Annotated in this window: 15 protein-coding genes; 11 read left to right on the forward strand and 4 right to left on the reverse strand. The window is 67.6% G+C overall.

The features are described from left to right. Positions 1 to 8: 8 nt before the first annotated feature. Both ACOOHB_RS17095 and ACOOHB_RS17100 read right to left on the reverse strand, forming a co-directional pair. Positions 9 to 1,478 carry an ATP-binding protein gene (locus tag ACOOHB_RS17095; RefSeq protein WP_420446007.1) on the reverse strand — a complete coding sequence of 490 codons (1,470 nt, stop codon included), beginning with the start codon at positions 1,476 to 1,478 and terminating at the stop codon, positions 9 to 11. Positions 1,479 to 1,882: 404 nt separating this feature from the next. Beyond that, positions 1,883 to 2,080 carry a hypothetical protein gene (locus ACOOHB_RS17100; protein ID WP_420446008.1) on the reverse strand — a complete coding sequence of 66 codons (198 nt, stop codon included), beginning with the start codon at positions 2,078 to 2,080 and terminating at the stop codon, positions 1,883 to 1,885. Positions 2,081 to 2,152: 72 nt separating this feature from the next. Between ACOOHB_RS17100 and ACOOHB_RS17105 the strand changes: the two genes are divergently transcribed. From ACOOHB_RS17105 to ACOOHB_RS17145, 9 genes are all read left to right on the forward strand, one after another. Next, positions 2,153 to 2,401: a ribbon-helix-helix domain-containing protein gene (locus ACOOHB_RS17105; protein WP_420446009.1), complete on the forward strand. Its 249-nt coding sequence runs from the start codon at positions 2,153 to 2,155 to the stop codon at positions 2,399 to 2,401. Next, entirely contained in the window at positions 2,395 to 2,706 is a 312-nt protein-coding gene (locus ACOOHB_RS17110; RefSeq protein ID WP_420446010.1) for a type II toxin-antitoxin system PemK/MazF family toxin, read from the forward strand. Before ACOOHB_RS17105 ends, ACOOHB_RS17110 begins: the two co-directional genes overlap by 7 nt. A gap of 64 nt (positions 2,707 to 2,770) precedes the next feature. After that, entirely contained in the window at positions 2,771 to 3,919 is a 1,149-nt protein-coding gene (hemE, locus tag ACOOHB_RS17115; RefSeq protein WP_420446011.1) for a uroporphyrinogen decarboxylase, read from the forward strand. A 50-nt stretch (positions 3,920 to 3,969) separates the two neighbouring features. Beyond that, on the forward strand, positions 3,970 to 5,604 hold the full coding sequence (gene hemG, locus ACOOHB_RS17120; RefSeq protein WP_420446012.1) for a protoporphyrinogen oxidase: 1,635 nt from the start codon (positions 3,970 to 3,972) through the stop codon (positions 5,602 to 5,604). Further along, the gene (lnt, locus tag ACOOHB_RS17125) at positions 5,601 to 7,070 is read left to right on the forward strand and encodes an apolipoprotein N-acyltransferase (protein ID WP_420446013.1); all 1,470 of its coding nucleotides are present in this window, start codon (positions 5,601 to 5,603) and stop codon (positions 7,068 to 7,070) included. Before hemG ends, lnt begins: the two co-directional genes overlap by 4 nt. Positions 7,071 to 7,150: 80 nt before the next feature. Continuing rightward, a complete protein-coding gene (locus ACOOHB_RS17130) occupies positions 7,151 to 9,391 on the forward strand; it encodes a HelD family protein (protein WP_420446014.1) in 2,241 nt (746 codons plus the stop codon). Next, complete coding sequence (locus ACOOHB_RS17135) at positions 9,384 to 9,587, forward strand: CDGSH iron-sulfur domain-containing protein (RefSeq protein ID WP_420446015.1); 204 nt, start codon at positions 9,384 to 9,386, stop codon at positions 9,585 to 9,587. Before ACOOHB_RS17130 ends, ACOOHB_RS17135 begins: the two co-directional genes overlap by 8 nt. After that, positions 9,557 to 14,317 carry an Lhr family helicase gene (locus tag ACOOHB_RS17140; RefSeq protein ID WP_420446931.1) on the forward strand — a complete coding sequence of 1,587 codons (4,761 nt, stop codon included), beginning with the start codon at positions 9,557 to 9,559 and terminating at the stop codon, positions 14,315 to 14,317. Before ACOOHB_RS17135 ends, ACOOHB_RS17140 begins: the two co-directional genes overlap by 31 nt. A gap of 51 nt (positions 14,318 to 14,368) precedes the next feature. Continuing rightward, positions 14,369 to 14,842, forward strand: a complete 474-nt coding sequence (locus ACOOHB_RS17145; RefSeq protein ID WP_420446016.1) for a hypothetical protein — start codon at positions 14,369 to 14,371, stop codon at positions 14,840 to 14,842. 508 nt (positions 14,843 to 15,350) lie between these two features. On the opposite strand, the gene ACOOHB_RS17150 is transcribed toward ACOOHB_RS17145, so the two are convergent. Further along, entirely contained in the window at positions 15,351 to 17,903 is a 2,553-nt protein-coding gene (locus tag ACOOHB_RS17150; RefSeq protein WP_420446017.1) for an ABC transporter permease, read from the reverse strand. Positions 17,904 to 17,918: 15 nt separating this feature from the next. Beyond that, entirely contained in the window at positions 17,919 to 18,701 is a 783-nt protein-coding gene (locus tag ACOOHB_RS17155) for an ABC transporter ATP-binding protein (RefSeq protein WP_420446018.1), read from the reverse strand. Positions 18,702 to 18,803: 102 nt separating this feature from the next. Here ACOOHB_RS17155 and ACOOHB_RS17160 point away from each other — a divergent pair, with 102 nt between their 5' ends. Both ACOOHB_RS17160 and ACOOHB_RS17165 read left to right on the forward strand, forming a co-directional pair. Continuing rightward, complete coding sequence (locus tag ACOOHB_RS17160; protein ID WP_420446019.1) at positions 18,804 to 22,508, forward strand: adenylate/guanylate cyclase domain-containing protein; 3,705 nt, start codon at positions 18,804 to 18,806, stop codon at positions 22,506 to 22,508. 9 nt (positions 22,509 to 22,517) lie between these two features. Next, positions 22,518 to 22,931, forward strand: a complete 414-nt coding sequence (locus tag ACOOHB_RS17165; protein ID WP_420446020.1) for a cobalamin B12-binding domain-containing protein — start codon at positions 22,518 to 22,520, stop codon at positions 22,929 to 22,931. The last annotated feature ends 10 nt before the right edge of the window (positions 22,932 to 22,941 follow it).

Below are 22,941 nucleotides of genomic sequence, written 5' to 3' on the forward strand. Positions count from 1 at the left end.
GAGAGCGCTCAGGCATTCAGAAACGTCGCTGCGACGTCAGACCATTCGCGACGGAACCACTCCGCCTCGTCGCGCCCGGACATAGGGTCGGCCGCCGCCTCCGCTCGTGCCATCGCAAGGAGCACTAAGCCGACGCGTTTCGCGGTGCGATGATCTGCCGGTGTTGCGCTCTCTGCGAGCGGCCGAAGCACATCTCGATAGAGCGGGTGACGCTCGTTGAGGACCACGGAGATGTCCTGTCCGACCGCTTCGAGGGTGAACGCAGGAGTGCCGACAATCTGGCCGACATCGATCTGGTAGGCGGGCGATGCGCTCGGCCCGCCCCGGAGAGGGGGCAGCGATCTTGCGCACAAGGCCGCAGTTCTAGCGGCATCCGCCAGAGGTCCACGGGTCCTCGCGAGTTCGAAACGGCGTCGAACGCGGGCGTTGAGAGCGTTCGCTATCGGCTCCAGGTCCTTTGAGAGCAGGTCACGCAGGTACGGGGAAGGCGTGATCTGTTGCTTCGTGTGTGTGATGCCAAAGAGCTCGTCAAGCACCGGGTCGAAGCGGATCTCGCATCGCCACCAGTCGTCGTAATTCTGGCGTCGCTTGTTGCCCATGAACCACCAACCGGAATCGACTTCCCGGTCGGCACGCACGATCGCCACGTTGGCTGTGTTGGTGATGCCAAGCCGACGCTTCTCTTGAGCGGGGAGATCGCACCACGCCTCCACCGGAAGTTCGGAAAACAGTACCTCGACTGTTCCCCGCCCGGTATCCGTCGACAGGTGGTACCTCAGCGGTTCGCCAAACACCATCGCCGAAGGTTCCCCGCCGGTTTCCAAGAAGAGCGGATCGACGGGGGACAGGGGTTCGCCGTTCACACTAATCGCCAACCCCCTGCGCAGGAAATGGCGGTATGTACGGCTGAACGACTCCAACAGCTTTTTCGCGATGGTCGATGGACGGCGATACCCGAGCCGGTCACACCTGCGAAGATGAATCACCGTCCCATGCGGGCCGCTCCCTGAGAGCCTCGGGCGCTCAACCTTCGACGGAAGCACTAGCCGGTTGTCATCGGCGGCGGCGATCTCATCAAGATCAAGCGTGCTCAGGTATGTGCCGCCAGTGCACTGCCAGCTGAACACTTCGACGCGGCGGGCGAGGCTCAGCGCCGCATTCGGAAGTCCCATGCCGTAGCGACCCAAGGAAGACCGATCATCGAAGCGCGAACTGCCTCCGAATGCGAGTGCACTCGACAGATCGGCAGCACTCATGCCCGTGCCGTCATCTGCGACGACTATCTCGACTGGGTATTCGGCGCAATCGCCTCTGGTGACATGCACCTCGACTAGCTCAGCCCCAGCCTGAATCGAGTTGTCTACGAATTCCGATACCGCCGTGGCAGCTGAGCGGTACCCAGAATCACGAGTAGCACGCAAGAAATTGCCGACCTCGACAAGTGACAGACCCAGGTCGTCCCCTGTTCGCGTTCCCATGATCGAGTTCCCCCCTCGGCGATCAGCACGCTTCAGTACGACGGGCTCACGTCGAATGCGGCACCGTCGCTCTTCGTTCAAACCGTGCCGCCGGGCTCCTCCGGGTGTGGCCCAGCAGGTCCGAACGGCGCTTGCAGATTGGCACATGCGAGAGCTGGCGAGCGGCTGCAAGCACGACGAGCCAATCTGTGAGCACGATAGGCGGCGAGAAGCTGCGGCCACCGAGACAACCGTCGACAGCGGCAGGCTGATTGCCCGTAGTGCGATGGCAATGATGTTTGGATCGATCAAAGTTCAAGTGGCCGAGCCTTTGGCGGCACCGGAGGTGTCGGAACGGGCATGCCATTCGACAAACGAACGGCGTCCTGCGGTCCGGTCGGCGCTGGTGTGCTTCTGGTCTGTGTCTAGACCGGAGGTTGTTTGACATAGGCGGCGTCGTTCCGCTCGCGGTACGTCAGTTCTTCCTCTGCATCTGCCAGAAGCGCTTCGGCACCGGGGCGCTTCGCAAACTCGTCATGCAGTTCAGAGAGCGGTTGCAAGCCAAGATTGCGGCGTCGTCGGAGCCAGCCCATCGCTGCGACGCCAGCAACCATGAAGAACACGGCTTCTACGCCTCCACTCAAGTGTTCGCCAAGTGGCGGCTGGCGTGTAATGCATTTCGTTATACTTTTTGTATGACACAACTGGTGGCTCGAATTGATGACGAACTGTTAGCCGAGGTCGATGAGCTGGTGGCGAGCGGAGACGCGAGATCCCGTTCCGATGCCGTGCGATGCGCACTGGAGGAGATGATCGACAACCGCCGTCGTCGTCGCGTGGGCGAGTCCATCGCCGAGGCATATCGTCGGATCCCCGAGACCCCAGACGAGTTGCGATGGGCGGCCGAGAGCACCAAGTCGATGATCGCTGAAGAGCCGTGGTAGCGCCCGCCCAGTGCGATGTCTGGTGGGCGCAGAGCCCCGGCGGTCGGCGGCCGGTACTGGTCATCACCCGCAACGAGGCGATCCCGGTCCTCAACAAGCTCGTCGTGGCCCCGATCACGCGCACGGTCAGGGGCATCGCGACCGAAGTTGCCCTCGACGCCGATGACGGCCTCGCCCAACCGTGTGCTGCTTCATTCGACAACCTTCGAGTGGTCCTGAAGTCGCACTTGGTCGAACGGGTGAGCGCTCTGCCGCATCGTCGAACCGACATCTGCACAGCGCTGGCCGCCATGGCGGACTGCTGAGCAACCCGCGGTCGGTGCCCCGGAGCAAAGAGCCGCTAGCCGGTGCCGGTACCGTTCGCAGCGCATGGCAGACACTGCTGAGTCCTTTGATGCGCCAGTTGATGCGCCAGCGCAACCGCCGCACGATTCGCTCGCCGGGCCGCTGCCCGCTGACCACCCCAGCCGCCGGCTGAGCGACAGCCTGTATCTGCAGGCGGCCCGCTGCGAGCCGACCGAGCGCGTGCCCGTGTGGTTCCAGCGCCAGGCTGGCCGCTCGCTGCCCGAATACCGGGCGCTGCGCGGCCCCGGGAGCATCCTCGACGCCATCGCCGACCCGGCCACCGCTGCGGAGATCACGCTGCAGCCGGTACGTCGCTACGGCGTCGACGCGGCGGTGCTGTTCTCCGACATCGTCGTGCCCGCCGCAGCGGTCGGCTTCGGGATCGACGTCGTGCCCGGCGTGGGTCCCGTGGTCGCCGAGCCGCTGCGCAGCCGCATCGACCTCGACCGTCTCCCGGAGCTCGATCCCGAAGCACACACCTCTCATGTGCTCGAGACGGTGCGGCTGTTGGCAGCCAAGCTCGATGTACCGCTCATCGGCTTCGCTGGGGCGCCGTTCACGGTGGCGAGTTACCTCGTCGAAGGCCGCCCGTCCCGCCAGCACGCCCTGACCAAGGCGTTCATGCACACCGATCCGGCTCTCTGGCACGACCTGATGGAACGCCTTGCCTCCATCGCCGTGGCCTCGATGCGATCGCAGGTGCTTGTCGGCGCCAGCGCGGTGCAGCTGTTCGATTCCTGGGCGGGAACGCTGTCGCCCGCCGACTACGCCGCGTTCGTGGCGCCGCACAGCAAGCGTGTGTTCGACGAGCTGGCCGACCTCGGCGTGCCGCGAGCGCACTTCGGCGTCGGCACTGGTGAATTGCTTGACCAGATGGCTCAGGTCGGCGCCGATGTGGTGGGGGTGGACTGGCGGGTGCCCTTGGGCGCCGCTCGCCAGCGGGTGGGGCCCGGCGTGGCACTGCAGGGCAACCTGGACCCGGTGCTGTGCCTTGCCGGCTGGCCGACCGTTCGCGCTGCGGCCGACCGCATCCTGGCCGAGGGCACCGGGGCGCCCGGCTACATCTTCAACCTGGGCCACGGCGTGCTGCCCGAGACCGACCCATCTGTGCTGGAGCGCCTGACAGACCATGTGCATGCGTATCAGCCGGCGCACGCAAGCCAGCACGAGTGAGCGAGCGGGGCCCTCGTCATGGCACCCAGTAGTCATGGTGACCTGTAGTCATGGCACCTAGGCGGGTCGTCGTGGTCGGCGGCGGCATCACCGGGCTGACTGCTGCGTACCGCCTGCTGCATCCCGCTGACGCCGGCACCGCGGTGCCCAGGGTGGTGCTGATCGACAGCGCCGAGCGCCTGGGCGGCAAGATCCTCTCGGTTCCCTTCGAAGGTCGGCTCGTCGACGAGGGCGCCGATGCGTTCTTGCTGCGGGTGCCCTGGGCGATCGAGCTCTGCGACGAGCTGGGAATCTCGGCCGAGCGCATATCGCCAGCGGTCGGCGGTGCTTCGGTGGCGCATCTGGGCACACACGGTCCGCAGCTCACGCCCCTTCCTGATGGACTGGTGGGCGGGGTGCCGACTCGGCTCGGACCGCTGCTGCGTTCCCCGCTGCTGGGTCCGGCGGGCACGCTGCGCGCCGCAGCCGACTATGTCCTGCCGCGCCGGTTCACCGCACACCGATTGGGTCCTGACGGGATCGGCGTGGTGACACACGGCGAGGGCGCCGTCAGCGCGTCCGGCACTGTGCGCGTCCGGCCCGGTGCCGCCACCGTGGGCGACATCGTGCGCTCCCGGCTCGGAGCGGCGGTTGCGTACAAGGTGGTGGATCCGCTGCTCGGCAGCATCAGCGCCGGCGACATCGACCGGCTGGACGCAGCAATGTCGGCGCCGATCTTGGGCCAAGCGCTCGGACGCAGCCGCTCGCTCATGCGGGGGCTGCGCCGGATGCAACCGGCCCCCGGCGCAAGTGCTTCTGGCCAATCCAGCCCGGCACCGATCTTCGGCAGCTTCGAAGCCGGGATGGGTCGGCTGGTCCAGGCCCTGATGGAGCGGCTGGATGGATGCATCTTGCGGCTGGGCACCCCGGTGGAGGCAATCCGGCGCCCCGGAACACGGTTCGCTGTGGACACCGGGTCCGAGGTGCTCGACGCAGACGCGGTCATCGTCGCTGCACCCGCCCACGCGGCGGCGCAGATGCTGCCGGGCGCGCCCAACGCTGCCGCTGCGCTCGCGCGCATCGGTTACGCGTCAGTTGCCGTGACGACGCTCAGCGTGCGCCCCGATGCGATCGAAGCACCACAGGAGGCCGGCTTTCTGGTCACCCGAGATACCGGCTGGCTGACGACGGCCTGCAGCTACGGGTCGGCGAAGTGGCCGCATTGGACGGGCGCGAACCAGGGTGCTGACCGCGCAGGCAGCGCCGACCGCGGCCAAGGACAGGCAGACGTCGGCGATGCATGCGTCGGCGAGACTCGGCGACCTGATATCGCCGGCATGGTCCTGCGTGTCTCGGTCGGCCGGGATGGCGACGACCGCCACACGCGCCTCGACGACACTGAATTGCTGAACACCGTGCTGGCCGAGCTGTCGAGCCTCCCGCCGCTGCGCGGCTTGCGCGAACCCGGTGCCGTCACTGCATGGCGCGTCTCGCGCTGGGAGCGATCCCTGCCGCAGTACCGACCGGGCCATGGCCGTCTCGTCGAGCGCATCGAAGAGGCACTCGCCCGCGAACTCCCCGGTGTGTTCGTGACCGGTGCGGCCTACCGGGGACTTGGCATTCCCGCCTGCATAAGGCAAGGCAACGAAACCGCAGCAGCAGTGGTGCAGCATCTCGGCTTGGATCGCACCACCGCCTCGCCGTGAGCCGGCCAGCCGTGTCGAGTCGGCTGCTGCGCGACGGCCTAGCGCTCGTGCTCGGAGCGCTCACCATGGCGTCGCTGCCGCCGTGGGGGCTGTGGCCGCTCGGTCCGATCGGCCTCGGGCTTTGGCTGCGCTTTTGCCAGCGGGGCGCGGAACGCTGGCGCGACCGGCTCGAGGTTGGTGCCGCCTTCTGGCTGGGCGCCTACGTGCTGGGGCTGTTCTGGATGACCGAGTTGACCGTGCCGGGCTGGATTGCAGCCGTTCCGGTCGAAGCGCTGATCATGGCGCTCCCGGCCTCGCTCGTCGCCCCGAGCGGCTGGCGACGGACCCTCGGCGTGCCCGCAGCGCTCGTGGTGGGCGAGGCGGTGCGCTGGAGCGTGCCATTCGGCGGCGTCCCGATGTCCAACCTGGCGCTGGGACAGGTCGAAGGACCATGGCTGGGCGTCGCCGTCCTGGCCGGTCCGCTGGGCGTGATCGCTCTCGTCGGCGTGGGGGCTGTCATCGTTGAGCGGCTCTGTGCCCGGGAATGGTGTGACGTGTCGTGGTCGGGAGTGGCTGCTATCGGCATTCCGCTCGCGGCACTGGCCTGGCCCGCAACGACCGTCGATGCCACCATCACCGCCGCGGTCGTACAGGCCGGCGGCGAGGTGGGAACGAACGTCGACACGCCCCAGCGCAGCGTGCGGCTTCGGCACCTGGAGACCACTGCGGCTTGGCAGGGCGACGCAGATCTGATGCTGTGGAGCGAGAGCAGCACCTCCAGCGACGGACCGCTCGAAACCTCAACCCGCCTCGCTGAACTGGAGTCGCTGGCTGCGGAACGTGATCTGGTGCTCGTCGCCAACTTCTACGAGCGAACGCCCGACGGCCAGCGCTTCCGCAACGCGACCGTTGCTATCGATCCCGCCACCGGACTGTCGGACCGGTACGACAAGGCCCACCTGGTTCCCTTCGGCGAGTACGTGCCGCTGCGCAGCGTGGTGGAGCGGTTCGCCGACCTATCGCTGATTTCCCGCGAGGCAATCGGAGGTGACGGTCCGGGCCTGCTGACGACCTCATTGGGCGACATCGCTGCTGTCACGTCCTACGAGGTGTACTACAGCGACTTGGTTCGCGACGGTGTCGGTGCGGGCGGTCGCATCGTGACCAACCCCACGCTCGCGTCGTCCTACAGCACCTCTGTGGTACCGGCGCAGTCGCTGGCCAGCGCCCGGCTGCGAGCCGTCGAGTCGGGTCGCTGGGTGCTGCAATCCTCCACCACCGGCTACAGCGCGATCGTGTCCCCATCCGGCGAGATCACACACCGCAGCGAGCTGCGCGAATCCATCGTTCTGGCCGCCAAAGTGGACCTGCGCTCGGGGTCCACCCCGGCGACGGTGCTGGGCTCGTTGCCCCTCATGCTCGTCGCTGTCATCGTTCTGGCATCGTGCGCCGCGACAGCTGCGCGCACGAAGAGGCGCGCTGTGTGATTTGCGCGCGCCAATAGGCGCGCCGATACCACCCGCCCCAAGTAGCCTTGATCAGCCTCAAAAACGGTGACGAGCCAAGCGTGAGCCATCCGGAAATCCAGGCAGAACAAGCACATATCGACCGCGCGTACGCGCTCTTGGAGTCTTCCCGGGAGCGAGCGACGCGGTTGCGCGACATGGTCGAAGTCGGCCGCGGCGGCACTCGGCAGGCGCGGTTCGAACGCGATGTCATCGAGGACGCCGTGGCAGGGCGCCTCAGCCAGCTCGAGCTGGGTTCGTCGTCTCTGGTGTTCGGCCGTATCGACCGGTCGGTGAAGACCAGCGACGACGCTCCCAATCCCGATGCCACCGGCCCCAGCGAGACCTTCTACATCGGCCGGCTGGCAGTTGCCGACGAACGTCAGGAGCCCGTCGTGGTGGACTGGCGGGCCCCGGTCGCGGAGTCGTTCTTCCGTGCGACCGGCGGCGATCCGTTGGGGTTGCTGCGGCGCCGCCACTTCGTGTGCCGTGGCCGGGTCCTTGCAGATCTGGAAGACGAGGTCTTCGACCTCGACGCTCTCGACGGCGACTCCTCCGACAATGGCCGACCGCGGCTGAACGGCCACGGGGCGCTCTACGCGGCCCTCGAACAGCGTCGAGACGGCCAGCTCCGGCAGGTCGTTGCCACCATTCAGGCCGAGCAGGACGAGATCATCCGCAGCTCACGCAAAGGCATCCTGGTCTGCCAGGGCGGCCCCGGTACCGGCAAGACGATCGTGGCGCTGCACCGTGCCGCCTACCTGCTCTACACGTACCGCTTCCCGCTCGCAGGCCAAGGCGTGCTGGTTGTCGGCCCAAATCGGCTCTTCCTGCGCTACGTCGAGCGCGTGCTGCCCAGCCTGGGCGAGGTCGGCGTGCACCTGTTCGTGCTGGCCGATCTGTTCAACGAGATCTTCCCCGAGGTGAGGATTCGACTTGCAGACGCGCCCGACGTCGCCCGCGCCAAGGGCGATGCCCGCATGTCGCAGGTCATCGTGAACGCCGTGAGGAATCGCCAACGAGCTCTCCGCAGCGACCTTGGCTTGGAGTTCGGGCTGAGCTACGTCACCCTCGCCAAGAGCACGTCACGCGCCATCGTGGCCGAGGCTCGTCGTCGGTTCCGCCATCACAACGCGGGCCGTGCCTTCGTGGAGCAGGAGGTGTACGCGGCCATGTCGGCCTCTCACCGGCGTCGGCCCGACCCCACCAAGTTGCGTGACCGATTCGCCCGTCACCCTGAGGTGTTGGCGGCGTTCGAGCGCATGTGGCCGCTGTTGACGCCGGCACAGCTGCTGCGCGACCTGTTCGGCTCACGCGCGCTGCTTCGTTCAGCGGCGGCCGGCGTGCTGAGTGACGCCGAATGGGAATCGCTGTATCGGCCCCGCGGCGAGAGCGAAGATGACTACGAGTGGAGCGATGCCGACGTTCCGCTGCTCGACGAGGCCTATTCCGTGCTGGGACCACGGTCGCGCTCACGCAAGCGACGCAGCGACACCGAGATGCGCACGTACGGGCACATCGTGGTCGACGAGTGCCAGGACCAGCCACCGATGGCGCTGCGGATGATTGCCAGGCGCTCGCTCAACGGCTCGATGACGCTGGTCGGCGACATCGCCCAGGCCACGTCTGCCCTCGCGCCGCCGAGTTGGCAGGAAATTCTCGCTCACCTGCCGTCGGGTCCGGTGCCTCCGCGGCTGGCTGAGCTCACCCTCAGTTATCGCATTCCCCAGCCCAGCCTCGATCTCGCCAACCGTGTGCTCGCAGCAGTTGCTCCCGGTCTCGCGCCGCCTGCTGCCGTGCGCATCGACGGATCGCCGCCTCGATTTGTTTCTGCGTCCCAGAGCTTGGCTCACACAGTGCTTGAGACGGTGAAATCCGAGGCTGTGGCGCTTGACGGCGGGAGCATGCTCGTGGTGTCGCCCGCCCAGTTCATGGACGAGATCGCAGCGCTGTTGGCAGATGCTGGTGTGGACTTCGGCCGCGCCACCGCGGCCAGCCGCAACGCCACCGGTGCGCTGCATCCGCGCGTCACCTTGGCGCCCGTGCGCCTGTGCAAGGGCCTCGAGACCGACGGTGTTGTGGTGGTGGAACCCGGCGCGTTGGTCGATGAGGAACCCCAGGGCCTGCGGGCTCTCTACGTAGCGCTGACTCGCGCGACCAAGAGAGTTGCGGTGGTGTACTCACAGCCGCTGCCCGATCCGCTCGGGGCGGAGATCATGCGCGGCGCCGAGTCGTGCAACACTGGCCCCAACGCCGCAAACGCCGATGCGGTCGAGGTGAACTCGGGAGAACCACATGGCTGATGTCACGGTGACAGTGCTGAACAACGGACCGCTGCTGGTTCGCGGTTCGTGCCAGATCGCCGACCACGAAGGAAACTCGGTGGCCGACAGCGACTCGGTCGTGGCCCTGTGCCGCTGCGGCCAGTCGGACACGAAGCCGATGTGCGACGGCAGCCACAATCAGGGATTCGACGGCACTCTCAATCCCCCGAGCTAGACACGCACCCTTCGCTCGCGGCGTTCTCCACGCCCACTGCGGCGTGGTTCTCCTCGACATTTGCCGCGCCGACGCAATGTCAGGTCTCGGGATGGGAGACCATCGCGGAAGGCCGGCATTGCCTGATCGCCGCTCCGACGGGCTCGGGCAAGACGCTCGCCGCGTTCCTGTGGGCCATCGATCGGGTCATGTCCGAGTCCGAGCCGCCACGGGCCGAACGCACCCGGGTGCTGTACCTGTCGCCGCTGCGTGCGCTGGCAGTCGATGTCGACAAGAACCTGCGAGCGCCGTTGGCTGGCATCGGCCTGGCCGCCGAGCGCCTTGGCACCGATGTGCACACACCGACCGTCGGCGTGCGCACGGGCGACACCAGCGCCGCTGAGCGACGCCGGCTCATCACCCGGCCACCCGACATCGCCATCACCACGCCCGAGTCGCTGTATCTCATGCTGACCTCGAAGGCGCGCGAGACGCTGCGATGGGTGCGCTGGGTCATCGTCGACGAGATCCACTCGGTGGCCGCCACCAAGCGGGGCACGCACCTGGCGCTGTCGCTGGAGCGGCTGTGCGAGCTGACCGTCGAGCCACCGCAGCGGATCGGCTTGTCGGCTACCCAACGACCACTGTCTGAGGTCGCCCGGTTCCTCGGTGGCAACGATCCCGACCAGCCGGCCTCCAGACACGTCGAGATCACCGATGCGGGCATGAGCTCTCAGCTCGACGTGGAGGTCATCGTCGGGGTGTCCGACATGGGCGACCTGGCAGCTGCCAGCGCTGCAGGAGCGCCCAACGGCAACGTGCGTGTCGATCACGACGATGATTTCGCAGCGCCGCGTGAGGTGGCGCCATCAGACACAGCGCCGCAGACTCACTCCAACAGCATCTGGCCGGCCATCCATCCGCGCCTGCTGAAGCTCGTTTACGCGCACAGATCCACGATCATCTTCACCAATGCTCGCCGGATGGCCGAACGGTTGGCCTCGCGATTGAACGAACTGCATCTCGACGGTCTGAACCGCGCTGCAGAGGCCGAAGGCACCTCACCGCCGGAGGGTGCTGAGCTGGTGAGGGCGCACCACGGGTCGCTCAGCCGCGAGCAGCGGCTGGGCATTGAAGACGACCTGAAGGCGGGCCGTGTGCGCGCCATCGTGGCCACCTCATCGCTGGAGCTCGGCATCGACATGGGCGCGGTGGACTTGGTGATCCAGGTGGCCTCGCCCCCGTCGGTGGCGGCGGGACTGCAGCGCATCGGGCGCGCGGGTCACCAAGTCGGCGCGCCGAGCGTGGGCAAGATTTTCCCTCGCCACCGCGGCGATCTCGTCGAGGCGGCAGTGGTGGCACAGCGAATGGGAACGGGCGAGATCGAATCAATCCGCTTCCCCCGCCAGCCGCTTGACGTGCTGGCCCAGCAGATCGTGGCGATGGTCGCGGTCGACGACTGGTCGATGAACGACCTGCTTGGTGTCGTGCGCCGTGCCGCTCCCTACGAACAGCTCAGCGAAGAGGTGTTCTCGTCGGTGCTCGACCTGCTCGCCGGCCGTTACCCGTCAGAGGAATTCCGCGAGCTGCGGCCGCGCATCGTCTGGGACCGCACCACCGGGATGCTCCGTGCTCGCCAGGGGGCAGGCCGCTTGGCGGTCACCAACGCCGGCACCATTCCCGACCGGGGTCTGTACGCGGTGTTCACCACCGACGGATCGCGTGTGGGTGAGCTCGACGAGGAGATGGTGTACGAGGCCCGCGTGGGCGAGACGTTCCTGCTGGGGGCGTCCACTTGGCGAATTGCCGAGATCACCTTCGACCGTGTCGTGGTCACACCCGCTCCGGGCGAGCCTGGCAAGATGCCGTTCTGGCACGGCGACGGGCCCGGCCGGCCGCTCGAGCTGGGCCGGGCGGTGGGGGCGTTCATCCGCTCGGTCGGCGACGCGCTGCCCGACCCACTGCCGCTCGACTTCGCCACCGACAGCTCTGACGATGCAGTCACTGGGCTCATTGAGCGTCTGCAGCGCGAAAACTGCTTGGACCGCACCGCCGCAGAGAACATCTTGCGGTATCTGGACGCGCAGCGGTCTGCGACTGGCGTTGTGCCCGATGACCGCACGATCGTCGTGGAGCGGTTCCGTGACGAGATCGGCGACTGGCGGATCTGCATCCTCACCCCGTTCGGCGCCCGGGTGCATGCCCCGTGGGGCATTGCGCTGCAGGCCAAGCTCGCGCAAGGGGCTGCCCACAGCGGCGAAGGATCAGTCGAGCTGTTGTGGAGCGACGACGGCATCGTGCTTCGATTGGGCGACGTCTGGTCTCCAGACGACGAGGCGGGTCTGCAAAGCAGGCCGGGCCTCGATGCTCCCGATCTGGCGCTTGATCCCGACGAGGTGCGCGAAGCCATCGTGAACCACCTGCCCTCGACGGCACTGTTCGCGTCTCGCTTTCGGGAGGTTGCCGGCCGGGCCCTGCTGCTGCCGCGCCGACGGCCGGGCGAGAGGGTCCCGCTCTGGCAGCAGCGCCAGCGCTCGGCAGGACTGCTGGAGGTTGCGGCGAAATACCCGAGCTTCCCGATGCTGCTGGAGACCTCCCGCGAGTGCCTGCAGGAAGTGTTTGACGTGCCGGCGCTGACCGAGGTGCTGGGCGACATCAAGTCCCGCAAGATCCGCATGGTGACCGTCGACACCGACGGTGCCTCACCGATGGCCCAGAGCCTGCTCTTCGACTGGATCTCGATCTTCATGTACGGCGGCGACGCGCCGCTGGCTGAACGCCGGGCCGCGGCACTGGCGCTGGATCGCGACCTGCTGGCCGACCTGCTGGGTGCCGAAGAGTTGCGCGAGCTGCTCGACGCCGAGGTACTGGCAACCCTCGAGCTCGAGCTTCAGCGCCTGGCTGACGGCCGCCGTGCCCGCGATGGGGACGAGCTCGCTGATGTGCTGAGCCGAGTTGGCGATCTCACGGCGTTGGAAATCACGCACCGTTGCGAGCCGGACCCGTCAGGCTCGCCGCCGGGAGAGCGCTGGCTGGCCGAGCTGGTGGCCGAGCGCCGTGCGGTCGAGGTTCGCATTGCCGATGAGACCCGCTACGTCGCCGTCGAGGACGCAGCGCGCTGCCGTGACGCACTGGGGTGCGCCTTGCCGGTCGGCCTGCCGGCTGCGCTGACAGTCGATGCCTATCAAGGCACCGATCCGCTCGACGAATTGGTTGCTCGCTTCGCAGCAACGCATGTGCCGTTTGTAGCCGAGTCGGCCGCGCAGCGACTGGGCATTCCGGAGGTTCGGGCAACCGCGGCGCTCAACCGCCTCGAGGCGGCCCGCCGGGTGACCCGGGGTGCGTTCCGGCCTGACGGCACGGGCACCGAGTGGTGCGACATGACGGTGCTGCGAACCGTGCGCCGGCGCTCCCTGGCCCGACTGCGCCGCGAGGTGGAACCGGTGCCGCCCGAGGCCTACGCCCGCTTTCTGTCCGCCTGGCACAGCATCGACCGGCCCCGACGGGGTGCCGATGCGCTGGCCGATGCCATCACCCAGTTGGCGGGCGCCCCAGTTGCGGCGTCGATCTTGGAGACCGACGTGCTGCCGGCTCGCCTGGCCCGCTACAGCGGGACCGATCTTGACGCGCTGCTGGCCAGTGGAGAGCTGGTGTGGATTGGTGCGGGATCGCTCGGCCCCAACGACGGTCGCATCCGCCTCTACTGGCGCGACGAGATCGCCACCCTGGCGCCGCCGCCCGACGACGAGCCCGACGACCCCGTGGCGGCAGCCGTGCTCCATCACCTCGGCGAGCGCGGCGCCGCGTTCTGGACTGATCTGTTCGCGGCGGTGCACGCTGCCACCTCAGGCGATGCGCCAGCCGATCTGTCCGGACTGTCCGAGCGGGTGCTGGCAGCCTTGTGGGACTTGGTGTGGGCCGGTCTGGTCACCAATGACACCTTCGCCCCGCTGCGAGCCCTCGGTCCACGCAAGGGCCGAGCGGCGAAGGCCAAGCGGCCCGGCAGGCGCGCAGCTGGTGCGTCACGAGGCCGATCGGGTGTGCTGACACGCTCGGGTCCTAGTCATCGGCCCCGTCCGGGACGCCTGCGTGCCGGCGGGCCGCCGAGCGCGGCGGGTCGCTGGTCGCTGGTGTCGTCGCTGCGCGAACCCGCACCGTCGCCGACTGAGCGTGCCCACGGTGCGGCGCAAGCGCTGCTGGAACGCCACGGCATCGTCACCCGTCCCGGCGTGCTGGCCGAGGGTCACCCAGGAGGTTTCGCCGCGGCCTACGGCATCCTGCGTGCGCTCGAGGAGCGGGGCAGTGTGCGGCGTGGTCACTTCGTGGAGGGCCTCGGCGCCGCTCAGTTCGCCACCGCCGCGGCGGTGGAGCGCCTGCGGGACCACCGCGAGGGCTCCGGCGACATGGTGATGCTGGGGGCGGCAGATCCGGCCCAGCCTTACGGCGCCGCCCTCAGCTGGCCGCAAAGCGATGGCCGGCCCAGTCGAACCGCCGGGGGCCAAGTGGTGCTTTGCGACGGCTTCCCGCTCGTCATGCTTGACCGGGGCGGCCGCAGCCTGCACACCTTCGAGCACGCCAACACCGACCTGCGCTGGATCGATGCGCTCCGCGACGCGCTCTCCATCGGGCGTCTTGCCAAGGTCGAGCTAGCGCGCATCGATGCCGCTCCAGCCGCCGAGCGCCCGATGCACGACACCCTGCTGGCCAACGGCTTCACCCCCGGCTACCGAGGCCCCACGCTGCGCGCTTGATCGCGAAAAACCGTTAGCTGATGCACGAGGCACACGCCTACGCTCTTTGTCATGGCACGCGCGGTGTCTCTTCCGATTTCCGAGGATCTCGCTGAACGTCTGCGCGCCGAGGGTGAGGCGAGTGACCTACCGCCTCCCGTGTTGGCCGCCTCGCTCATCGATGAGGGCCTGAAGACCCGCCAGTTCCCCGGCATCGTGTACATGGACGGTCCGTCGGGACGCCGGGCCAGCTTGGCCGACGGTCCGGACGTCTGGCAGGTCATTCGAGCACTGCACGAAGTGCCTTCCGACGAGCACGACCCTGTCGAAACAGTGTGCATCGAGGCCGATTTGTGTGTTCGACAGGTCAGACTTGCGATGCAGTTCTACGAGGCATACCCCAACGAGGTCGAAGCAAAGATCGTCGACAACCGCGCTGCCGCAAAGCGCATCGACGAGATGATCTCAGAACGCGAGCGAGCAATTGCACACGGACAGGTCGTGCAGCGATTCAAGCCGCCGCACGATGTCGCTCAGCGGACCTGAAGTCCTGACCGAGCCATGCGATGGCTGCTCGACGAAACTAACGTCGGTGGCATGGTTCGGTTCCGTCGGCGTCGTGATCTCCGGTTACGACCACTAACCGATCTGCACGATGAGTTCTCGGCGCGACCGCACGCCCAATCGATGCTGGACGACGCTGAAGACGAGTTGACGAAGCGCGAGCGCATGCGTGTTCAGCGCGCGGACCAGCGGTCCTGAACGACGCCGCCATCGAGAACAGATCGCTGATTTGCCTCGGGCATTGCGCAGGCTCTCGATCACCGATGGCATGAAGCTGCCGCTACGAGCTTGGGAGTTCTTGGACGTCGAGGGGGCCGGTAGCTGTGCTCCGTCGCCTGTCCACTGCTGAAGGTCGTACGCAGGGATCGGCGGTACTCGGCGAACGGCACTGGGAGCTCCTCGACATCGCGAATGGACAGCGTGAGTCTCGCCTCAGGGTGTCACATCGTCCCGTAGCGATCTGAGCCAGCGCGACGCGGCGAACCGCTGCTCAGGCGTGGTAGATGGCCTGCAGGACGTCCATGCGGGCGGCGCGGCGGGCGGGCAGGATCGCTGCCATGGTGCCCATCACCACACAGAACACCAGGATGAGGACAAACCACAGGATGGGAACGCCGAACTCGCTCACGAACGACTCGGGCATCGCCGCCACCGAAACCGCACCCAGTACCAGCCCGAGCACGATGCCCATCAGGCCACCGAATACCGCCACGATCACCGCTTCCCCCGCGATCATCCACCGGGTTTGCCACCGCGTCATCCCCACGGCTCGCAGCAGCCCGATCTCTCGGGTGCGCTCGAAGACCGACAACATGAGCGTGTTGACCACGCCCAGCACGGCGATGGCGACTGCAAAGAGCAGCAGAGCGTTGACTGTCAGCAAGAGCTGGTTGAGTTGGTCTTCAGCGTTCTGGGCGAACTCGTCGGCGTCCCGCAGCGTCACTTCGGGGTAGCGATCGGTGACGGTCTCAATCGCAGGACGGACGCTGGCGGGATCGATGCCAGGCGCCACCGAGGCGGCGACGAAGACGTCATCTTGCATTGATGACCCAAACACCTCCTCGTAGGTCGACAGGTCAACCGCCCAGTTGCCCACGATGCTGGCGTCGTCGTAGACGCCGACAACGGTGAGGGTCCGCGTGGTGTCAGGGAATACCGCGGTCAACGTGTCGCCAGGCGACAGCCCGAGATCAGTCGCCGGGTCGGTATGCACGAGCACACCGTCGTTCTCGAGTCCGTCGTAGGCGCCATCGATGATGCCCGCATGCACGACCGAACCGAACGCGGCACGGGGGACCCCGGCAACGTCACGACCAGCGCCGCCGATCAGCGCCCGCGCGCCCGTGCCCGGCCCGCCGCGAAAGCTGATCGCCAGATCCACCTCTGGCAACTCGTTCAGCTCGACTGCGAGTTGGCGGCTGAACACGCCCGGTCCCTGCTGCTGTGCAGGTGCGACGTAGTAGTCAGCGGTGATCGAGGTCTCCAGCAGCGAGGTCACCGTCTTCTTGAAGCTGGTCCCCACCACCAGCACCATGGTGACCAGCGCCAGGCCCACCATGAGCGCGGCAGCAGTGGCCGAGGTGCGATGCGGGTTGCGCGCAGCGTTGTTGCGCGCCAGCGTTCCCGAGATGCGGCCTATCCAGGCGATGGGCGCACCCACCGCCCGAGCGATCGGCGCGGCAACCTGCGGGCTGAGCAGCGCCACCGCAATGAACAGCAAGAGCGCCCCAGTTCCCAGCGCGAGCAGGCGTGTCGTGGTGTCTCCTGCACCGAGCACTCCCAGGATCACTGCCAGCCCGCCCAAGACGGCAAATGCCAGGCCAACGAGCACGCGCCGGCGGGTGCGCGTCACGGACAGCACGAAGTCGTCGCTGAGAGCGGCAATCGGCGGGATGCTGGCCGCCCGTCGCGCCGGGGACAGCGATGCCAGCAGCGTCACTCCGATTCCCACGACGATGGCCACGATCCAGGTACGCGGCGCCAAGATGATCCCCCCGCTCGGCAACCCGCCGCCATCGCCGGCAGCACTGATGATCTGGTTGATGAGCGCCGCCACGCCGAGACCGCCGAACAGACCCGCCACCGAGGCCACACCGCCGATCAGCAGCGCCTCCACCAGCACCGACGTGCGCACCTGTCGGCCCGACGCGCCCAGGCAGCGCAGCAGTCCCAACTCCTTGATGCGCTGCCCCAACACAATCGAGAACGTGTTGTTGATGATGAAGGCGCTCACCACAAGCGCGACGGCCGCAAACGCCAGCAGCGCGCTCTGGAACACCGTGATGATGACATCGAAGAACGCACTGAACTCGTCGGAGACGACCTCGCCGGTGACGGCCTCGAAGTCTGCGGGCAGGGTTGCATTGACCCGTTCGGCCAACTCGTCAGGGCTCAAGGCCCCCGCTGCACTCACATTGATGTAGGAGAAGCTGTCGGGAAGACCGAACAGGCGCTGGGCCGTCGGCGTGTCGAACAGCACGAATACGGCGCCGAAGTCCTCGTCGCCGAAGCTGGCGATGCCCGACACCGTGAAGTCCTCGGGCTCGGCAAGGGTGCGGACATTGACGACGTCGCCGATCGCGATGTCGTATCGATCGGCGGCGAATTCGTCGAAGAGGACCTCGCCGGTCCCCGGTGCATCGCCTCGCACGATCTCGATCGCCGAGACGGCGTCAGCTTCGTAGTTGTAGGCAAGTGTGGGTCCCTGACTGCGCACCAACTCGCCGTCGGCGATGCTGACGAATGGGAAGCCCTCGACGATGCCGGTGACGCTGGCCACCCCATCGACGCCTTCAAGCTCGTCGACGAGGGAGTCCGGCGAGGGGGGGCGGCTGAGGTCGTTGCTCTCGATCGCTGAAATGCCGCGCACCCGCACGGAGATCGGCGCGCCCACTTCCTCCGCGATGTCGTCAAAGACCGCTCGCAGGCTGTCGGCCAGCACGAACGATCCCGACACGAAGGCCACACCGAGCACCACGGCGAACGTCGTGAGTGCCAGGCGGATCTTGCGGTCGAAGAAGGACCTGAGAGTGAGCTTCAGCATCGTTCTGGCGCAGCCTCAGTCGCCGAGGTGCTTCAACACGTCGAGCACGTCGTCGGCCTGTGGGTTGCTCATCTCGTTCACGATGCGACCGTCGACGAGGAACACCACCCGGTCGCTGTATGACGCCGACACAGGATCGTGGGTGACCATCACAATCGTCTGTCCGAGTTGCCGCACGGCGGTCCCCATGAATTCCAGAATCTCATTGCCCGTTCGGCTGTCGAGGTTGCCGGTGGGCTCGTCCGCAAAGACGATCGAAGGATGTCCTGCAAGCGCCCGGGCCACTGCGACGCGTTGCTGCTGGCCGCCTGAGAGTTCGCTGGGCCGGTGGCTGAGGCGGTCGGTCAGCCCTACTGCGTCCACCACCTCGTCGAGCCATTCGCGGTCGACTTCGCGCGCGCCGAGCCGGCGCGGCAGCACGATGTTCTCGTACGCCGTCAGCGTGGGGACCAGGTTGTAGGCCTGGAAGATGAAGCCCACCCGGTCGCGTCGCAGCAGCGTCAGCTCTCGTTCGGACAGGTCGGCGAGCGGCACGTTGTCGATGACGACCCCGCCCGAGGTCAGCGTGTCCAGGCCGGCCATGCAGTGCATGAGCGTCGACTTGCCCGAACCCGATGGCCCCATCACGGCGGTGAACTCGCCCCGGGCGAAGCTCACGTTGAGCCCGTCGAGGGCTCGCACCGCCGTGGGGCCCGAGCCGTAGATCTTCGCGGCATCCACCGCCTGCGCGGCAACGGCGGAGTCGTCGGCGAATTGCACGGCGTGATGAGGTGCAGTGGCTGTTCGAGGGCGAGGCATGGCCGAACGCTACTGAGCGTTTCGCCCGTGTCGTTCGCGGACAAAGCGTTCTCAGGAAACATTCATGCGGTCCGTTTCCGGCGCCGTTTCTAGAATGCCGTGATGACGTGCCCTGCCTGCGCTACTGAGGTCCCGCCGGGCGCACGTTTCTGTCCGAGCTGCGGCAACCTGCTCGTCCAGACCGAGGAACGCCGTGTGGTCACGGTGCTGTTCGCCGATCTGGTCGGGTTCACCTCGATGGGCGAGTCCGCCGACCCCGAAGAGCTGAAGCATCTTGTCGACCAATGCTTCGGGCGGCTCGTGGGCGATGTCACCGCGTTCGGAGGCACCGTCGACAAGATCATCGGCGACGCGATCCTCGCCCTGTTCGGCGCGCCCACAGCGCACGAGGACGATCCCGAGCGGGCGCTGCGCACCGCGTTCCGGATGCGTCGATCGCTGGAGGCGTTCAGCGCCGAGCGCCGCATGGACCTCCAGATGCGTATCGGCATCAACACGGGCGAGGTGCTGGTGGGCGCCTTGCGAGCCGGCGGCGACTACACGGCAATGGGTGACACCGTCAACATCGCGAGCCGTCTCCAGACCATCGCCGAAGCGGGCGAAGTGCTGGTGGGAGACGCCACCCAGGCAGCCACGGTGGGCATCGTCGCATACACGCCGCGGGGCGAGATCGGCCTGCGGGGTCGCGACGAGCCGGTGACGGTGTTTTCGGCCAGCGGCGAGCTGGCGCCGCCCGGCCGCCGCCGCAGCGCGTCGCTGTCGCCGCTGGTCGGGCGCGATCTCGAGAGCGCCCTGCTGGACTCCGCAATCGACACCTCCGTGGCCCGGCGGCGTGCTCAGCTGTGCCAGATCGTGGGCGAGGCCGGCATGGGCAAGACACGCCTGGCTCGTGAGGCGGCGGAGGGCGCCGTGGAACGCCATGGCGCGATGGTGCTCGAGAGCATGGCGCTGCCCTATGACGAGACCAACCCGCTGCGCTGCCTGGGCGATGCGATCGCGGTTGCAGCGGGGGTGAGCGCCCGCGACTCGACGGTGCTGGCCACCAGGCGCATCTCGTCGCTCGTGGCCGATGTCCTGCAGAACACAAACGGCAACCCGAACGGCGTTGCCAGCTCATCCGACGCCGTCACGTTCGAGGAGATCGACGAGATCACCGATGTGGTGCTGGCCGTGCTCGGGCGGGTCGGCACCGGCGATCCCGCCGAGATCGAATGGCGCGCCGAAGCCACGTTCCGTTCCCTGCGTCGATTCCTTGGGGCGCTGGCGCGGCGCCAGCCCGTGGTGCTGCTGCTCAGCGATGTGCATTGGGCAGAGGAACGGCTGCTCAGAGTGCTCGAACAGCTGCTGGCGGCACTGGCCAACCAGCCTTTCATCGTCATCACGACGGCCCGCTGGAACATGGACGAGCATCGCTGGACGGTCCCGCCGGGCCGCCACAGCACGGTGGTGCTGAACCTCGACGCGCTCAACCGCGAGGCCACCACCGACCTGGTGACCGAGCTGCTGGGCGTGAGCGTTCCCAATCACGTGGCAGAGCAGCTCTATGAGCGCAGCGGGGGCAACCCCTTCTTCCTGGAGGAAATGTGCGTCCTGCTGCGTGAGTCGGGCGTGGTGGGTCCCGGCGCTCGGCCAGACCACGAGGAACGCTCGTTGGCGGAAATGCCCGACACGCTGCGGGGACTGGTTGCGGCCCGTCTCGACACGCTCAGCCCACCCGAACGCCGGCTGGTGGACGCTGCGTCGGTGATCGGCGGCGGCGGCTCGATCAGCGAGCTGCTGGAGATGACAGCGTCGCCCGAACCCGACCCCAACGCAGAACAGGACCCAGCGATATTTCAGCGACTGGTCGACAAGGACATCTTTACGAGCGAGGTAGACGGCTGGACGTTCCGCAGCGACGTGGTGCGCGATGTGGCCTACAGCATGCTGACCAAGGTGGCGCGGGCAGAGCGGCACCTCGATGTCGCGCTGTGGCTGGCACAGAACCGCGAGGACCCCTCCAGCGAGGCGGTCGGGCTGATCGCCGATCACTTCGCTTCGGCCGTCGAGCTCGGGGTTGGTGCTAACGAGCGAGATCACCGAGACGGCGACGCCTTCGAAGGCGGCATGACTGAGGTGGCGATCGAGTGGCTCGGGCGGGCCGGCAGGTGGGCCGCCGCCCGCGACAGCCATTACGCATCGGCGCAGTTCTACCGCCGCGCCATTGAGATGCTCGGTGACGCCGACCCGCGGCTCATCGACATGGCACTAGGCCGGGCCGCGGCCCGACTGAGGCTCGGCGAGCTGCATGGCGCCCGGGCCGATGCCGAGCTCGCACGGGCCATGGCAACCCTGAACGGCAACCGGGTCGCAGCGGCGCACGGGTTGCGGGTGCTGGGCGAAGTTGCGCTCGCCGGCGACGAGCATGCCGCCGCCGACAAGCTGCTGGCCGAGGCGCTGGACCAATTCCGCACCATGGGCGAAGTGCGCGAGGCCGCCGAGTCGCTGCGGCTTCGAGGAATTGCGTCGCTGCGGGCGGGCGATTACGCACGTGCCGACCGCTACATCAACGAGGCGAACGGCACCTTCGCTCATCTCGGCGACGAGAGCGGCGTGGCGTGGTGCTTGCAGAACCTCGCGTGGCTGTCATTCGAGCAGGGCTTGATCTCCGAGGCCGGTCGCCGGCTGACCACCGCAATCGAACGATTCGTCGACCTGGGCGACACCGTCGGCCTGGCGACCGCCGAAGGTCTCCTGGCGTTCCTGCGCTTCCACTCGGGCGATCGCGACGAGGCCGAGGACCTGGCTGGCTCGGTGTACACCATCGCCCACGAGCGCGGTGAGCGGTTCACCGAGGCGATGATGGACCTGCTGCTGGCGTCGCTCGGGCTGTGGTCGGGGCGGGCGCTTGCAGCTGTGGAACGGGCTCGCGCCGCGGAACAGGTCTTCCGTGATGTGCACAGCGACTTCGGCGTCGTGCAGGCGCTGGGCCTGCTGGGCCGGTCCTATGCCGCAGTGGGCGAGCTTCAGCGCAGCCGGGCGGTGCTGGCGGAGTGCTTCCAGCGGGCCAGCGACATGCCAGGTCGTCCGCTTGAAGGATTCGCCCGGGCGGTCCGAGCGGGCGCCGCGGTCCAGATGGGGCACCCCGAGACAGTCACGGACGATCTGGTGCGCGCTGGCTGGGACCGGACGTCTGGGCACGATCCGCACGCTGGGGCGAGCCAGCCCGAGCCCACCAGGCGAACAGAGCGGACCGCCGTAGTCGGCCAGCTCGACCTGGAGGTCTCCCTGGGGCTCGCGCTGTTGCAGCTGGGCCGGCCGGAGGATGCGATCACAGCACTCGAAGCCGTGAGCTCCGACGACTTGCCGTCCACCTACCTGCACTCCAGCTTGGCCATCGCATATACGGCTGTCGGGCGCACGATTGATGCGCTGGAGCAGTCCCGGTTCGCCATGGCGAGCGGCACCGGTACCTATCTCGATGTGCGCACCGCCCTGGTGGCCCGCGCGCTGGCGCATGCGCGCGACGCGGATCGACCGGCGATGGAGATTGCGTTTGAGCAGGCCTTGGTGCTCATCGACGCCACCGACAGCCGGCTCAGCCAAGCGGTGGTGCGGCTGGCCCGCGCCATCGGCCACGAGTCTTTCGAAGCGCCCGACACGGCAGCGCTGCGCTCGGAGGCGGAGGTGGCGATGGCCCAGCTCGGTGCACGCCCGAGCGGCTGGGAAACGGCGTTTCGGTTGGCCGCGGGGCTCGAAGCAGCGGTGCCCGTCATCACCGGCCCGCTGCCCGAGGCGATTCCGTTTCCCGGAGAGGCGGACCTGTAGGGTCGCCGCATGTCTGGGCAGGCTCAGGGCGGAAGGGTGCTGATTGCGAAGCTCGGTCTCGACGGCCACGACCGCGGGGTCAAGGTCGTGGCCCGGATGCTGCGCGACGCCGGCTTCGAGGTGATCTACACCGGCCTGTTCCAGACCCCAGAGAGCGTGGTCGCTGCCGCCATTGACGAGGACGTCGACGCCATCGGGGTTTCCATGCTGTCGGGCGCCCATGAGGCGTTGATGCCGCTGGTTGTCCAACGCCTACGCGAAGCGGGTGCCGAGAGCATTCCGGTCATTCTCGGCGGCATCGTGCCCGGTGCTGACATCGAGGCGATGGCTGAGGCCGGCGTGGCAGCGGTGCTGACCCCGGGCGCGACCTCCAACGAAGTGGTGGCCGCCGTGCGTGACGCCATCGACCGATTTCGCGGGTGACAACGCGAGC

The sequence above is a fragment of the Candidatus Poriferisodalis sp. genome, assembly GCF_965215815.1.
Classification (GTDB): Bacteria; Actinomycetota; Acidimicrobiia; order Acidimicrobiales; family Poriferisodalaceae; genus Poriferisodalis.

What these genes read in the sequence shown, in the direction of transcription:
- ACOOHB_RS17095 (WP_420446007.1), bottom strand. Translation starts at nt 1,478, where the DNA reads ATGGGAACGCGAACAGGGGACGACCTGGGTCTGTCACTTGTCGAGGTC.
- ACOOHB_RS17105 (WP_420446009.1), top strand. Translation starts at nt 2,153, where the DNA reads ATGACACAACTGGTGGCTCGAATTGATGACGAACTGTTAGCCGAGGTC.
- hemE (WP_420446011.1), top strand. Translation starts at nt 2,771, where the DNA reads ATGGCAGACACTGCTGAGTCCTTTGATGCGCCAGTTGATGCGCCAGCG.
- hemG (WP_420446012.1), top strand. Translation starts at nt 3,970, where the DNA reads ATGGCACCTAGGCGGGTCGTCGTGGTCGGCGGCGGCATCACCGGGCTG.
- ACOOHB_RS17135 (WP_420446015.1), top strand. Translation starts at nt 9,384, where the DNA reads ATGGCTGATGTCACGGTGACAGTGCTGAACAACGGACCGCTGCTGGTT.
- ACOOHB_RS17145 (WP_420446016.1), top strand. Translation starts at nt 14,369, where the DNA reads ATGGCACGCGCGGTGTCTCTTCCGATTTCCGAGGATCTCGCTGAACGT.
- ACOOHB_RS17150 (WP_420446017.1), bottom strand. Translation starts at nt 17,903, where the DNA reads ATGCTGAAGCTCACTCTCAGGTCCTTCTTCGACCGCAAGATCCGCCTG.
- ACOOHB_RS17155 (WP_420446018.1), bottom strand. Translation starts at nt 18,701, where the DNA reads ATGCCTCGCCCTCGAACAGCCACTGCACCTCATCACGCCGTGCAATTC.
- ACOOHB_RS17160 (WP_420446019.1), top strand. Translation starts at nt 18,804, where the DNA reads ATGACGTGCCCTGCCTGCGCTACTGAGGTCCCGCCGGGCGCACGTTTC.
- ACOOHB_RS17165 (WP_420446020.1), top strand. Translation starts at nt 22,518, where the DNA reads ATGTCTGGGCAGGCTCAGGGCGGAAGGGTGCTGATTGCGAAGCTCGGT.